Annotated in this window: 9 protein-coding genes; all 9 read right to left on the reverse strand. The window is 63.5% G+C overall.

Annotated elements, in window-relative coordinates; genetic code table 11:
- Positions 1-26: 26 nt before the first annotated feature.
- Positions 27-536, reverse strand: coding sequence for a DUF1993 domain-containing protein (locus ACQ4WS_RS08110; RefSeq protein WP_353659675.1), 510 nt, complete (start codon positions 534-536; stop codon positions 27-29).
- A 109-nt stretch (positions 537-645) separates the two neighbouring features.
- Positions 646-1,608, reverse strand: a complete 963-nt coding sequence (locus ACQ4WS_RS08115) for a DUF2167 domain-containing protein (RefSeq protein ID WP_436475219.1) — start codon at positions 1,606-1,608, stop codon at positions 646-648.
- A 150-nt stretch (positions 1,609-1,758) separates the two neighbouring features.
- Positions 1,759-2,772, reverse strand: a complete 1,014-nt coding sequence (locus ACQ4WS_RS08120; protein WP_436475221.1) for a succinylglutamate desuccinylase — start codon at positions 2,770-2,772, stop codon at positions 1,759-1,761.
- Positions 2,772-7,487, reverse strand: a complete 4,716-nt coding sequence (locus ACQ4WS_RS08125; RefSeq protein WP_436475223.1) for an NAD-glutamate dehydrogenase domain-containing protein — start codon at positions 7,485-7,487, stop codon at positions 2,772-2,774. Before ACQ4WS_RS08125 ends, ACQ4WS_RS08120 begins: the two co-directional genes overlap by 1 nt.
- A gap of 149 nt (positions 7,488-7,636) precedes the next feature.
- A complete protein-coding gene (astB, locus tag ACQ4WS_RS08130) occupies positions 7,637-8,977 on the reverse strand; it encodes an N-succinylarginine dihydrolase (protein WP_436475224.1) in 1,341 nt (446 codons plus the stop codon).
- Positions 8,978-8,986: 9 nt separating this feature from the next.
- Entirely contained in the window at positions 8,987-10,483 is a 1,497-nt protein-coding gene (astD, locus tag ACQ4WS_RS08135) for a succinylglutamate-semialdehyde dehydrogenase (RefSeq protein ID WP_436475226.1), read from the reverse strand.
- Positions 10,476-11,528 (reverse strand): arginine N-succinyltransferase, encoded by a 1,053-nt coding sequence (astA, locus tag ACQ4WS_RS08140; protein ID WP_436475227.1) that lies wholly within the window; start codon positions 11,526-11,528, stop codon positions 10,476-10,478. The genes astD and astA overlap by 8 nt, the downstream gene beginning before the upstream one ends.
- Positions 11,529-11,541: 13 nt before the next feature.
- Positions 11,542-12,573 carry an arginine N-succinyltransferase gene (locus tag ACQ4WS_RS08145; protein ID WP_436475229.1) on the reverse strand — a complete coding sequence of 344 codons (1,032 nt, stop codon included), beginning with the start codon at positions 12,571-12,573 and terminating at the stop codon, positions 11,542-11,544.
- A gap of 94 nt (positions 12,574-12,667) precedes the next feature.
- Positions 12,668-13,909 (reverse strand): acetylornithine/succinylornithine family transaminase, encoded by a 1,242-nt coding sequence (gene astC, locus ACQ4WS_RS08150; RefSeq protein WP_436475231.1) that lies wholly within the window; start codon positions 13,907-13,909, stop codon positions 12,668-12,670.
- Between the last annotated feature and the right edge of the window lie 85 nt (positions 13,910-13,994).

Below are 13,994 nucleotides of genomic sequence, written 5' to 3' on the forward strand. Positions count from 1 at the left end.
CGCGCAGTAGGTTTTGATAGGCGTTCTTAGTCGTACGGTCCTAGATAGTCAAGCTTGCCCACGGCCACGCCATTGTTTCTCAGGATGGCGTGGACCATGGAGACGTGAAAATAGAAGTTCGGCAAGGCAAAGCTGAGCAGGTAATTGTCGCCCGAGAATGTCGTTCCCTCGTCGGTCCAGTTCAACACCACTTCCTTCTGCGCGCTGCCCGCCATCTGGCCCGCATTCACGCTGTCGATGTAGGCGATGGTGTTGGCGATGCGCTCTTGTAACTGTTCGAACGACACTTCGTTATCCTCGAACTTCGGCGCCGGTACACCGCTCAGGCGCTCGACCGACATCTTCGACGTATCGCTGGCGCGCTGCACCTGCGCCGTCAAGTCCAGCATGTCCGGTGCCAGCTGCGCGCCCAGCAAAATCTCGGGCACGATGCCATCCTCCTCCACATGGGCTTGCGCTTTTTCCAGCAGGGCCGAGACGACCCGCAAGCCGCGAATGAAGACGGGGATGGTTGCCTGATACATGGACACGGACATGGCGAACTCCTGATAGTGAACGATGAGCCAGTGTACCCGAGGCGCTGTTTTCCGGCAGCGCGCGCCATGCCACTCCGGTGCGCCAGCGCACCGAGCGGCACAGTTCATTCTACTTTTCCAGATTCACCTTGCCATCCGGCGCATGGCCGGGCTGTTGCGCAGGTTCGGCCTGCGGCGCCTGCTTGTCCTTGCGCTTGCCGCCCAAGAACTTGACGATGGCCGCGCCGCCGCCCACCACGGCCAGAATCAGCACTTTCTTGAAGGCCAGCAGCAGCGCCAGCAGCTTGCCAAACAGGCCCAGCTTGCTGGCCACGCCGCCCGCCACCAGCGCCGCCAAGCCATATTCGGCTACCTTGTCCGTCTTGCTGTCGAAATCCGTGTAGCGCTTACCCTCGGTAAATTCCGTGAACGCCGTCACTTGCTGCATCTCTTTCTTGATCGACTCGATTTGCTGCATGCTGGCAATCGCGTTCAGGTTCAGCACGCCTTCACGGCCCAGCACGCGCACGTTGTAGTTCAGCGAGTGCTCGCCGCCATCGACCATCAGATCCTTGGCCCAGTACAGCTTGTGCGTATCCTTGGCATAGCTGGGTTTTTCCGCCCAGCCCATCAAATGGATGCCGGGATAGCCCTGCTTCTTGCGCTCCGCATTGTTTTCCAGCACGGACGCCTGCATCTCCTTGAGCAATTCGTCGTACTTGATGCTGTCCGCATCGTCATCTTTGATATGCCCTTCCTTTTCATACGTGACGATGACACCCCAGCTATCGCGCTCGAGCACGCTGGTCTTGGCGGGCACGATCATGCCCAGCGACTCCATGCCCGATGGGTTGCCCCAGGCATCGACCAGCACGCGCTCGGCGTCCGCCGGCGACAAATAACGGAAATTGGCGGGCAAATCCAGGGTGGCGATGCCGCCTGGCAAAGTGATCTTGCCGCGCTGCAGGTGCAGCTGCGCGAGGAATTGCTCGGCTGTCATTTCCGCTGCGGCTGCCTTCTCCCCGGCAGGGGCGGCAGCCGTCAGGCCGTAGAGGGTCAGGCACAGCAAGGCTGTCAGCAGGCGTTTCAACATGATGGGTCCGAGAAATTGCAAAAGGGGAAATATTTTAAACCAGTTGATTGCCTAATGGATAATTATTTCTGCGCGGCATCTTTTCCATAAAAAAAGCGCCAAGCGGGTTTCCCCGGCTGGCGCCTTTGATACTGCGTGATGGCTGGTCGATCAGGAAGTACGCACCACCATCAGCCCCGCGCGCAAGCCCACGCGCACGTCCGGGTTCGGAAACACCACCAACTCTTCCGCGTGCTGCACTGTGTACACATGGTCGCCATCGCTGGCGATCACGGCATGCTGCGGCAGGGACGTGAAATTCTGCGTGCTGCGATCAAAAGCCATGCGGAACTCATCGCTGTGCTTGATGATTTCCTGCGCCACCTTGAACACATGCGGCGCGGCCTTGACGGCTTGCGCAGGCAAGCCGCGCAGCAAGCCATCCAGCGCCCGCGACACGTCATCGAACAGGGACAAATCGTTCTGCCCCAGGGTGCCCACGCGGCCCAGTTCAACCGTGCTGGCGGCCGCGCCGAAATGCTCGGCCGAGTAATAGCTGTAGGTGCCGGCCGACTGCGGGTTCATGATGATGGCGCCGATGGCCGACTGGCCCAGCCAGGCTATCAGCTGCGCCTTGGCGTCGTCGGCCACCAGGTCCGGCACGATGGCAAACGTGGGGTACACGGAAGGCCGGATGGCCGTGTGCAAATCCAGGTGCCAGCGCACGGGTCCCGCCGCTTCAAAGAACGCTTTTGTCGCAGCGATCATTTCATCGGCGCGTGCGCTTTCCGCCGCCTGCGCCAGGCTCCCCCGCACGGGGCGGAACATGCGATTCAGGTCGGCGTCGATGAAACGCTTGCCGGCCCGGATCGCATCGACATTGCCCACGCAAACAAGCAGGTCGACAGCCAACGTCGACGCATCGCGCGACAGGGCGTCGAGCAGATGCGCCAGCACTTCGATCGGCCCCGTCTCGTCGCCATGCACGCCCACCGAGATGGCCACGCTGGCGCGCCCTTCTCCCGGCTTGACGACTTGCAGCATGCCGGGTGCCGGCAAGGCCACCGTGAAACCGGCGTCGGCGAACAGCTGCGCCACGCCACTGAAATCGGCCTGCGCCAGCGCCTGCACGGCTGGCGGCAAGCCGCCAGCGCCCTGCCCAACTTGTAGTACTTCTTGCGTCATTACACCGCCGCTTCCACTGTCACTTTATTCACAGCCTCGGAGAGCGTCCACACGTCCAGCATGGCTTGCTCCAGTTCCGTCGCCGCCACATAGGCCGACAAGCCCAGCGCGCCCGTCACCGCATCGACGGCCTGGCCCGCATTGCCTTGCTCGGCGCGCGCCAGCACCTGCGTCAGCAAGCGCTGTTGCGTGCGGCGCAGGGCTTGCTGCGCGTAGTTGCGCAACTGCTCCTGCGACTTGCCTTGCGCGGCCAGCTTCAGGCCACGTTCCAGGGTATCGATGCCCGCCTGGCTGCGCAGGGCCAGGCCCACTTGCAGGAAGGCGGCCAGGTCCATCGAGGCAGGACGCGGCACGGACAGGGCCGGGAACAGGAAGCCGGCGACGACTTCCAGCGCGTCGACCGCATCCCACGCCTGCACGAAGGCTGGCGTCAAGCCCGGCACCAGCGCCGCTTCCGACTTGATGCCGACCGCTTGCAGCAGCTCGCGCTTCGATTCCGCGCCAAACAAACGAGTCAGTTCGGCCAGGCCGGCGCCGCGCAACTGCTCGGCAGGCACGGACAGGACGCCGGCGATCATCGTCTGCTGCAGCACGCGCGTTTGCGCGTCGACCTTGATCGACACTTCGCGTGGAATCGTCAGCGCATCGGCATCGAGCGCGTCGAACACGGGCGCCAGGTTCAGTGCCACCCAGGCCTGGCCCCAGGCCAGGATCACGGTCGATTCGTCCACGCCATGTTCCGCCGCCAGGTTGCGGATCATCAGCGGGCCGCAGCGGTTGATCACTTCATTGGCCAGCACGGTCGCCAGGATGGCGTTAGCCAGCGGGTGGTCGAGCGCCGAACGCGTTTCCACCAGCAAGGATGGGAAGTACGGTTTCAGCACCGGCTCGGCCCACGTTTCATCCGTCAACGGCAGCGCGGACAGGATGCGCTTGAAGCGGTTCTTCACGTTGGCGATCACCACCGCCAGTTCCGGCGTGGTCAAGCCACGGTTATCGAGCTTGCGGCGTGCCAGTTCGGCTACCGAAGGCAATTGCTCCAGTTCGCGCGACAGAGCGCCTTCTTCTTCCAGGCTGGCGATCAGGGCGGCATAGCCATCCTGCACGGCGCTTTCGCTTTGCGCCTGCAACTCGCGCACCAGCAAATGCGTCTGCTGCGTGTTGTCGCGCAAGACCAGGCGTTCGACGTCGTCCGTCATCGCATACAGCTCGCGATTGCGTTCGGCTTCCGTCAGCTTGCCCGCATTGACTTCCACGTCCAGCCAGATTTTCACGTTCACTTCATGGTCCGAGCAATCCACACCAGCCGAGTTGTCGATTGCATCGGTGAAGATGCGTCCGCCCGCCAGCGCGAATTCGATGCGACCAGCCTGCGTCGCACCCAAATTTCCCCCTTCGGCCACGACCTTCACGCGCAGCTCATTGCCGCTGACGCGGATATGGTCATTCGCGCGGTCCTTCACCTGTGCGTGCGTTTCCGTCGAAGCCTTGATGTAGGTACCGATACCGCCGTTGTAGAACAGGTCCACGGGCGACTTCAGGATGCGGTGCATCAGTTCTTCCGGCGGCAGAGAGGTTTCTGCGATATCGAGCGCGGCGCGGATCTGCGGCGACAGCTCGATGCTGCGGGCGGAGCGCGGATACACGCCGCCGCCTGCCGAGATCAAGTCCTTGTTGTAGTCGTCCCACGAAGAGCGCGGCAAGGCGAACAGGCGCGCGCGCTCGGCGAACGAGACGGCGACGTCCGGTGTCGGGTCGAGGAAGATGTGGCGGTGGTCAAATGCGGCCACCAGTTTCAACTGGCGCGACAGCAATACGCCGTTGCCGAACACGTCGCCCGACATGTCGCCCACGCCGACCATGGTGATCGGCGTGGTGTTCAGGTCGTGGTCCATTTCATAGAAGTGGCGCTTCACGGCTTCGAATGCGCCCTTGGCGGTGATGCCCAGTTTCTTGTGGTCGTAGCCGTTCGAGCCGCCCGAAGCGAATGCGTCGCCGAGCCAGAAGCCGCGCTGCACGGCGATGCCGTTGGCGATGTCCGAGAACGTGGCCGTGCCCTTGTCGGCGGCGACCACCAGGTAAGGGTCGGCGTCATCGAAGCAGACGGTATCGACTGGCGGGACGATATTGCCCAGCGAGCGGTTGTCCGTCACTTCCAGCAAGCTGGAAATGAACAGGCGGTAGACGGCTTCGCCTTCTGCCGCGATGGTTTCGCGCACGGCGTCCTTCGGCATCATCTTGCAGACAAAGCCACCCTTCGCGCCGGCCGGCACGATGACGGCGTTCTTCACCATCTGGGCCTTGACCAGGCCCAGGACTTCGGTGCGGTAATCTTCCATGCGGTCGGACCAGCGCAAGCCGCCACGGGCGACAGGGCCGCCGCGCAGGTGCACGCCTTCAAAGCGGCGCGAGAAGACGAAAATCTCGCGGTACGGACGCGGTTCCGGCACCAGCGCCAGGCTGCTGGTATCGAATTTGAAGATGATCTTGTCACCGGCTTGATTGTTCTGGAAGTAGCTGGTGCGCAGGGTCGCTGCCATCAGGTCGGCCAGCGCGCCAAGGATTTCCTCGGTGTCGGCGTGGTTCACGGATGGCAGGCCGGCCTTGATGGTGGCAATCGTCTCCAGGGCGGCCGCGTGCTGCGCGTCGGACAGCGAGGGATCAAAGCGTTGCAGGAAGGCCTCGACCAGGGCTTTCACGTGAGCTGGCTGCTTGCGCAGGCTTTCGGCGATGTAGCGCACCGAGAAGCGGCTGCCCGTCTGGCGCCAGTAGCTGGTGTAGGCGCGCACCAGCTGCACTTCACGCGTCGACAAACCACCTTCGATGACCAGGCCATTCAGGCGGCCATCTTCGGCCGTGTCGTTGAACAGCGCGGCAAACAGTTCCTGCGCCACGGCGACGACGGATGGCTGCGCCAGTTTCGCCGCACTGGCGGCATCGACCGTCAGACTGGTGACGAAATAGCGCGTGCCGTCGGACAGCGAAACGGAGTACGCCTGTTCCCGGTCGATGGCCACGCCCGCATTGTGCAGTGCCGGCAGGATGGTCGACAGCGGCGGCACCTTGTTGGCCGAGTACAGGCGAATCGTGGTAACGGCGCCCGTCTCGATGCGCACGGCCACATGCGATGGGTCGGTATTGCGCAAGATGGTGTCGAGGTCGCGGAAGGCGACGGCCGGCGCGGTGGCTGCCACGTAATCGAGCGGCAGGGTAGCGCAGAGTTTACGCAGGCTGGTACGCAGGGACACGTCGGGCACGGCGTCAGCCACGGCGGCAAAGCCGTTATGCCAGCCATCGAGCACGCCCAGCAGCGGCTGTTCGATATCCGTTTCCAGGTCCAGCGGGTAGCGCGCGGCGTGGGCGATCAGGTAGACGCGCGCCAGGGGGCCGTCGGCCACCAGGGTTTGCATGCTCACATGCGTGGCGCCGGAACTGGCTTGCAGCGCTTTTGCCAGGCTCGATGCGACGCTGGCGCTGTAACGCTCGCGCGGCAGGTAGACCAGCACGTTCAGGTGGCGCGCATACACGTCGCGGCGCGCAAAGACCTTGGTGCGCGGCTGCTTGTACAGCGAGACGACGGCGCCGCACACTTGCGCCAGCCAGTCGAGGTCCGCTTCCAGCGCTTCCGTGCGCGGCAAGGACTCAAGGATTTCACGGAATTTCTCGGCGCGGAAGCCTTGCTGGCGCACGCCGGCCAGGCTCAATACCTTGGCCACGCGGCCGCGCGCAAACGGCAGCGCCGCCAGCGGGGTGGAATTACCGGCGCGGGTAAACAGGCCGACGAAGCAATGCTCGCCCAGGATCGCACCTTGCGCATCCATGTCGCGCACACCGATGAAGTCCAGTTGCTGGTCGCGGTGCAGGGTGCCCGCCACGTCGGCCTTGACGATGGACAGCGCCGATTCGCGCTTGGCCAGGGTGTCGAAGTCGCCCGGGATATTCGCCAGGCAGGTGCCGTAGACTGGGTGCGCCGTATCCTGCAGCACGCCGACGCGGCTCGGGATGTCGCGTTCGAGTTCGCGTACGCCAGGCTTGACGCGGTAGTAGGCATAGCCGAACACTTCAAAGCCACCGCTGCGGGCCCACTCCAGGAAAGCGGCCACTTCCGCGCCTTCTTCGCCATGCTGGGAAGCGGTCGTGGCGACAGCGGCCAGGCGCTCGCTCATGGCGGCGGCATCGCGACGCACGACAAAGGCGTCACGCGCGACCGTCTCCAGGGCGGCGACCAGCGCAGCCAGGGCTTCCGGCGCCAGCTCTTCGTCGAGCAGTACCAGCACATACGATTCGAGCGGGTCGCCCGACTGGCGCACCGCTTCGACGCTGCCGTCAGCGGCGCGGCGCACGGGCAGCACGGTATTCATCACTCCACGCACGGCCAGATGCTGGCGGCGCATGGCCATGACGATGGAGTCGACCAGGTAAGGCATGTCTTCGTTCAGGATCAGCAGGGCGCTCGCCATGCCGCCACGGCCGTCCGCATAACGCAGAGTGGCGATCTGGCAGCCGCTGCCCGCGCGCTTGGCCGCTTGCGTGAAACCGTCGACCAGCACAGGCGCCAGGCTGTCGGGCGCGATATCGGCCAGGTCTTCGGCGTCGAGCGAGTCCAGCCATGCCTGCACCAGTTGCACGACAGGCGCTGCCGCCTTGCCTGCATTGCCAGCCGCGTTAATCAGCTCCAGCGTTTGTGTACGCAAATCTTGTGGCGTGTGATTCATCTTGCATCTCCATTACGGTAATGTGAATGTCCAACGCTGTCGTTCGGGCTTGTGGCTGGGCGGCAGCGGTGTCAAGAGACGGGGGTCGCCCGTCCAATTCTATGTTGCGAATAGTCTGTCTCGGATTTTTTCTGTGTATTTTCTATCGCCTACAAGTCATACAATCCCGGTAAGTTGAGGATGATCGTCAATTCTTCAAGCGCCGCATGCACTTCCAGCGCCAGTTGCGGATCGGCCAGGTCGCCCGGCTCCAGATGGTCGCGGTAGTGTTTTTCCACCCACTGCACCAGCCGATGGTACAGCGTTTCAGTCATGATCACGCCCTGGTGCATGGCGCGCGCTTCGGTTTCCGTCAGGGCCACGCGCAAACGCAGGCAGGCGGGCCCGCCGCCGTTGCGCATGCTCTGGCGCAGGTCGAAATGAATCAGTTCATCGATGGGACCTCCGCTGGCCACCAGGCCTTCCAGGTAGTGCGACACGGCGCGGTTTTCCTGGCATTCCTGCGGGATCACCAGCGCCATCTTGCCCCCCTCTTTCGTCAGCAACTGGCTGTTGAACAGATAGCTGCTGACGGCGTCGGCGATCGGCACCTGCCCCGTGTCCACGCGCAGCGCGTCCAGTTGCGCCCCCGTGGCGGCGACGGCACGGCGCAAATGCGACAGGCTTTCCCCTTCATCGGCAAACGCCTGCTCGTGATAGAACAGTACATTGCCATTGCCGACGGCGATGACATCGTTATGGAACACGCCCTGGTCGATCACGTCCGGATTCTGCTGCACGTACACGGTGCGTTTCGCATCGAGGCCATGCAGGCGCGCCACGGCTTGCGATGCTTCCAGGGTCTGGCGCGCCGGGTAGCGCTTCGGCGACGGCGCGGAAGGATCGAACTCCACCCGACCATACACGAACAACTCAACGGATGGCGCGCCGTGGTTCGCACCCAAACGCGTGTGGTTGGCCGCGCCCTCGTCGCCAAAGGCGGGCGTCGATGGCAGCGCGTCATGCACGGCGAAGTGCTTGCCGTCGCTGAAAATGGCGCGCAGGCTGCGCGCCGACTGCGCGTGCTCGAAGGCGCGGTGCAGCTTGTTATTCAGGTTGGCGGCCGTGAAATGCACGCGGCCATCCTGCGTGTCCGCCGACGGGCTGACCGTGGCGGCATTCGCCGTCCACATGGGCGAAGCGGAATACGCGCATGCCAGGATGACGGGCGACTCCTTGTAGGCGCGCGCCAGCACTTCGGCGTCCGTCCCCGTGAAGCCGATACTGCGCAGCAGGCGGAAATTGGGCCGGTCCTGCGGCGGCAGCAAGGCTTGCGCAAAGCCGCGTGCCGCCAGCGCGCGCATCTTGGCCAGGCCCTGCAAGGCGGCCTGCTTCGGATTGGAGGCACTTTTCACATTGCTGAACGAGGCCACGTTGCCGAACGAGAGCCCGGCGTAGTTATGCGATGGGCCGACCAGACCGTCAAAGTTGTATTCGCGCGTGCTGTGCATGAGGATTCCTTAAAAAGTCAGGCCGGGCGACAGCTTGGCCGGCATTTCCAATACGCTGTTCTCGATCGAAGCGACCGGATAGGCGCAGTAATCGGCCGCGTAATAAGCGCTCGGACGGTGGTTGCCCGACTTGCCGATACCGCCGAACGGCGCCGTGCTGGCCGCTCCCGTGGTGGGACGGTTCCAGTTGATGATACCGGCGCGCGCGCGGACCTGGAAGGTTTGCCACAGGGCAGGATCGTCGGACAACAAGGCGGCGGCGAGGCCGAATTCGGTGGCATTGGCAACCTTCAGCGCGGCGTCGAAATCGGCCACGCGGATCACTTGTAGCAGTGGACCGAACCACTCTTCGTCGGGGATGCCCTTGGCATCGGTAACGTCGACGATACCGGCCGTGACAAAGCCCGCCTCGGGATTCAGCTGGCGCATCTGCAGCAGGGTGGTGCCGCCCTTGGCAACCATGTCCGCCTGCGCCTGCACCAGGCGCGCGGCCACGGCGCTCGATACCACAGGGCCCATAAATGGCTGCGGCTGGGCGTCGGAAGCGCCGATGCCCAGTTTCGCCGCCACTTCCACCAGGCGCGCCACAAAAGCGGCACCGGCAGCGTTATCCTGCACCACCAGGCGGCGTGCGCAGGTGCAGCGCTGGCCGGCGGAGACAAAGGCGGAAAAGATCGCGTGGTGCACGGCCGCGTCCACGTCCTTCACATCCCATACGACCAGGGCGTTGTTGCCGCCCATTTCCAGCGCCAGCATCTTGCCCGGCTGGCCACCGAACTGGCGGTGCAGGCTGATGCCCGTCTGGCAGGAACCCGTAAACAGCACGCCGTCGAGGTGCGCATTGGCACCCAGCGCCACGCCCGTATCGCGCCCGCCGTTGACGAGGTTGACGACGCCATTCGGCAAGCCAGCCTGCTGCCACAGCTGCACGGTTTTGATGGCCGTGCGCGGCGCATATTCGCTGGGCTTGAAGACGATGGTGTTACCGGCGATCAGGGCCGGCACGATATGGCCATTCGGCAGGTGGCCAGGGAAATTGTACGGGCCGAATACGCCGAACACGCCATGCGGACGGTGGCGCAGCACGGCGTCGCCGTCGGCGATCTTGCTTTGCGCGATGCCCGTGCGCGCATTGTACGACTGCACCGAGATATCGATCTTGTTGGCCATGGTGGCCACTTCCGTGCGCGACTCCCACAAGGGCTTGCCCACTTCTTCCGAGATCAGCAGCGCCAGTGCTTCCGCATGTTCCTTCAGCAGTTCGCGAAAGCGCACGCAGATGGCGATGCGTTCTTCGACGGGCGTATCGGCCCACGCTGCAAAGGCGGCGCGGGCCGCCTGGCAAGCCTGTTCGACTTCGTTTTCCGTCGCTTCCAGGCTGGCCCAGGTCTGCTTGCCGTTCGACGGATCGATGGTGAGCAGTTCACGGCCCGTGCCTGGCAGCCAGGCGCCGTTGATGAAGTTCGATGCTGCGGTAGATGAATGAAGGTCGGACGATTTAGACATGGGGATGCTTCCTCGGGTTGAGTGACAAGGTGCGCACGGTGTCGCCGTGATGGCAGCGCAGCAGATGCAGTTCATCGTTATCGAGCGCGAGTTTGCCGCTGTGCGGATTCGCGCCGGTGACGATCATGCGGAAATCTTTCAGGTCGGTGTTCGACACCAGGTAAGGCTCGGCCTGGGCGAGGTCGCCGCACACGTCAGGCGCAGCCTCGGCGTCGAGCACGGCCGGCATGCTGTCGCGCATGGCGCGCAGTTCGGAGACGCGCGCCTGCAGCACGGGACCGGCGTCGAAAATGTCGACATAGCCTTCGAAGTGCAAGCCTTCCTGTTCCAGCAGGCGGCGCGCGGGCGCCGTGCTCAGATGCACCTTGCCGATGACTTCCTGCGCCTCGTCGGGCAGGTAGGCCACGTACATGGGCTGGCGCGGCATCAGTTCGGCGATGAAGGATTTTTTCCCCAGGCTCGTCAAGTCGTCGACGTGGTGGAAATCCATCTTGAAGAAGTGGCGGCCCAGGCCTTCATAGAACGGCGAGCTGCCGTCCGGCGCCTGGTAGCCGCGCATTTCGGCGATCAGTTTTTCCGTGAACAGGTGCGGGAACTGGGCGATGAACAGGAAGCGGCTTTTCGACAGCAGCTTGCCGTTGTTGCCGCTGCGGTAATCGGGGTGCAAAAATAGCGAGCACAGTTCCGTGCTGCCCGTCAGGTCGTTCGACAGGTACAGCGTTTCCATGCGCGTAAACACGTCGAGTTCGCGGCTCGAATGGACCAGGGTGCCGATGCGGTAGTTATAGAACGGCTCTTCCAGGCCCACGGCGCCCTTGATGGCGCACACGCCGGCCAGGCGGCCCGTATCCGTATCCTCCATGACAAACATGTAGTCGCGCTTTTCGGGCGGGATGGTTTCGGCGAAGGAAGCGCAGGCAATGGCCAGGCGGTCGCCCAGCATTTTCATGTCCGGCTTGAGGGTGGTCATGCCGGTGCCGACCTGGCTGGCCAAGCCGTACAGGGCGTCCAGGTCAGAAGCGTTGATGGCGCGTACTACTAGCATAATGTTCTCTCGGTTAAATGCGCACGCAAATGACGCTGTCGCCTTCGGCCACGGCCAGCGCCTCGAGCAGGTCGGCCGGCAAGCCGACGGTGTCCTGCGCTTCGAGCGCATCGCAGGTGAAGGTGACGGCGCGGAAGTTGCGCTCCGCGCCGGATGCGACCGCGTAATGCACTTTCAGGCCCGTGCGGCTGGGCGTGACGCCTGCGACGACGCGGCGCGTGAGCGAGCCGGTAAACGAGCGCAGCGCATGCTTGTGCGCTTGCAGGATCGGGCCGCCATCGAAGATGTCAATGTAATCGTCGGCTTCAAAGCCTTCTTCCGTCAGCAAATTGAACGCCAGTTCGCCGCTCGGGTGGATCTGGCCCATGGCCGCCTGCGCGTCGCCGGGCAGCAGCGGCACATACACGGGGTAGTGCGGCATCAGTTCAACGATCAGGGTGCGGTTGCGGGCGCCGCCGATGACTTTTTCGGCATCGAGGAAATCCATCTGGAAGAACTTGCGGCCCAGCGCATCCCAGAACGGCGACTGGCCGTTGGTGTCCGTGATGCCGGCCAGCGGCACGAAGAAACGGTCGCCAAAGCGGTGCGGTGCCAGCACGGCAAACAGCAGCCGCGCGCGCGACAGCAGGGCCGCTTCCAGGCCCGCCTGCTCCATGTTGCGCACGTAGAAGCCGGACAGCTGCGAGTACGCCGTCAACTCGGAACACAGGGTCAGCGCATGCACGCTGTGGCTGATGTTCAGGTCGCGCGAGACTTGCTGGATGACGTCGTTGCGGAAGGAAAAATAGGTGCCGTTCGAGCCGGCCGAGGCGAAAATGGCGGCCGTCCCGAAGATGGTCTTGTCGGGCAGGGATTCAAGCACGAAGAGATACGACTCTTCGCTGGGGATGTCGACATGGGCGGCAAACGAGGCGATGGAGCGCTCGACGGAGGCGGCGATTTTCTCGCGCGTCTTCGGCAGGGTATGGACACCCGGCATGGTTACCGCGGCCAGCGCTTCGAGGGCTGCAATATCCGCAATTTCTACCGGACGGACAACATACATGGGTACTCCTTCAATGCTGACGATGCTGGGGTAGAACCAAGCCGGCCCGCAGCAAAGCGGCGGGCCGGTGATCAAACAGGGAGCGAGGCTAGCCTCAGGCTTTCAGCATGCCGTCAATGGCCGCGCGCAGCAAACGACCCGCTTCGGCAATCTGTTCGTCCGAGACGATCAGGGCCGGCGCCAGGCGCACCACGTCCATGCCGGCGATCAGCACCATCAAGCCTTGCGCTTCGGCCGCTTTCTGGATGTCTTTCGCGCGGCCCTTGAAGGCATCGGTGACTACCAGGCCCAGCAGCAAACCGCTGCCGCGCACGATGGAGAACACTTGCGGGTAATCCGTGATCAAGCCTTGCAGCATGGCGATGGTGTTGACGCTCGCATCTTTCACGCGCGCCAGGAACGCTGGCGTGTTGATCGTTTCCAGCACGCTCAGGGCCACGGTGGCGGCCAGCGGGTTACCGCCGTAGGTGGTGCCGTGGGTGCCGACGGCCAGGGTTTGTGCCAGTTCATTGGTGGTCAGCATGGCGCCGATCGGGTAGCCGTTGCCCAGCGCCTTGGCGGCCGTCAGGATGTCCGGCGTGACGCCATAGCCCATGTAGGCGAACAACGCGCCAGTGCGGCCCATGCCGCACTGGACTTCGTCGAAAATCAACAGGGCGCCGGTCTTGTCGCACAGGGCGCGCAGTTCCTTGAGGAATTCCGGATTGCCCGGCACCACGCCGCCTTCGCCTTGTACCGGCTCGACGATCACGGCGCACACGTCATCGCCGATGGCGGCGCGCGCCGCTTCGATGTCGTTGTAGGCGATGTGGTCGATCGATGGCGGCAGCGGCTCGAAGCCTTCCGTGTACTTGGCCTGGCCGCCGACGGAGACCGTAAACAAGGTGCGGCCGTGGAAGGAGCTGAAGCACGAGATGATGCGCGACTTGTGCGCGCCGAACTTGGTGTGGGCGTATTTGCGCGCCAGTTTCAGGGCCGCTTCGTTGGCTTCCGCGCCCGAGTTGCAAAAGAAGGCGCGGTCGGCGAAGGTCGCTTCCGTCAGGGCCAGCGCCAGGCGCAGGACAGGCTCGTTGGTGTAGCCGTTGCCCAAATGCCACAAATTATTGATTTGCTTGGTCAACACGTCAACCAGGACCGGATGGCAGTGGCCCAGGCTGTTGACGGCGATGCCGGAGGTGAAATCGAGGTAATGCTTGCCCGACTGGTCCCACAGATCCAGTCCGGAACCGCGCACGGGCACCATGGCTGCAGGGGCGTAGGTAGGAACGAGGACCTGGTCAAAGGTTTCCCGGGTGACTGGACGAGCCGTTACGGTCGAATCAAGCTTGGCATTCATAGCATTTCCCCATCAATATGTTAGGTACTCCGCAGCTACGACAGCTACGTGTGTACTGCATTATAAAAAGCGGGATGCTAAAACT

Source organism: Janthinobacterium leeuwenhoeki, assembly GCF_051380795.1.
In the GTDB taxonomy this organism is placed as follows: Bacteria; Pseudomonadota; Gammaproteobacteria; order Burkholderiales; family Burkholderiaceae_D; genus Janthinobacterium.

Excerpts from the sequence above, each read along its gene's own strand:
- ACQ4WS_RS08120 (WP_436475221.1), bottom strand. The coding sequence starts at position 2,772 with ATGACGCAAGAAGTACTACAAGTTGGGCAGGGCGCTGGCGGCTTGCCG.
- ACQ4WS_RS08110 (WP_353659675.1), bottom strand. The coding sequence starts at position 536 with ATGTCCGTGTCCATGTATCAGGCAACCATCCCCGTCTTCATTCGCGGC.
- ACQ4WS_RS08115 (WP_436475219.1), bottom strand. The coding sequence starts at position 1,608 with ATGTTGAAACGCCTGCTGACAGCCTTGCTGTGCCTGACCCTCTACGGC.
- astA (WP_436475227.1), bottom strand. The coding sequence starts at position 11,528 with ATGCTAGTAGTACGCGCCATCAACGCTTCTGACCTGGACGCCCTGTAC.
- astC (WP_436475231.1), bottom strand. The coding sequence starts at position 13,909 with ATGAATGCCAAGCTTGATTCGACCGTAACGGCTCGTCCAGTCACCCGG.
- ACQ4WS_RS08125 (WP_436475223.1), bottom strand. The coding sequence starts at position 7,487 with ATGAATCACACGCCACAAGATTTGCGTACACAAACGCTGGAGCTGATT.
- astD (WP_436475226.1), bottom strand. The coding sequence starts at position 10,483 with ATGTCTAAATCGTCCGACCTTCATTCATCTACCGCAGCATCGAACTTC.
- ACQ4WS_RS08145 (WP_436475229.1), bottom strand. The coding sequence starts at position 12,573 with ATGTATGTTGTCCGTCCGGTAGAAATTGCGGATATTGCAGCCCTCGAA.
- astB (WP_436475224.1), bottom strand. The coding sequence starts at position 8,977 with ATGCACAGCACGCGCGAATACAACTTTGACGGTCTGGTCGGCCCATCG.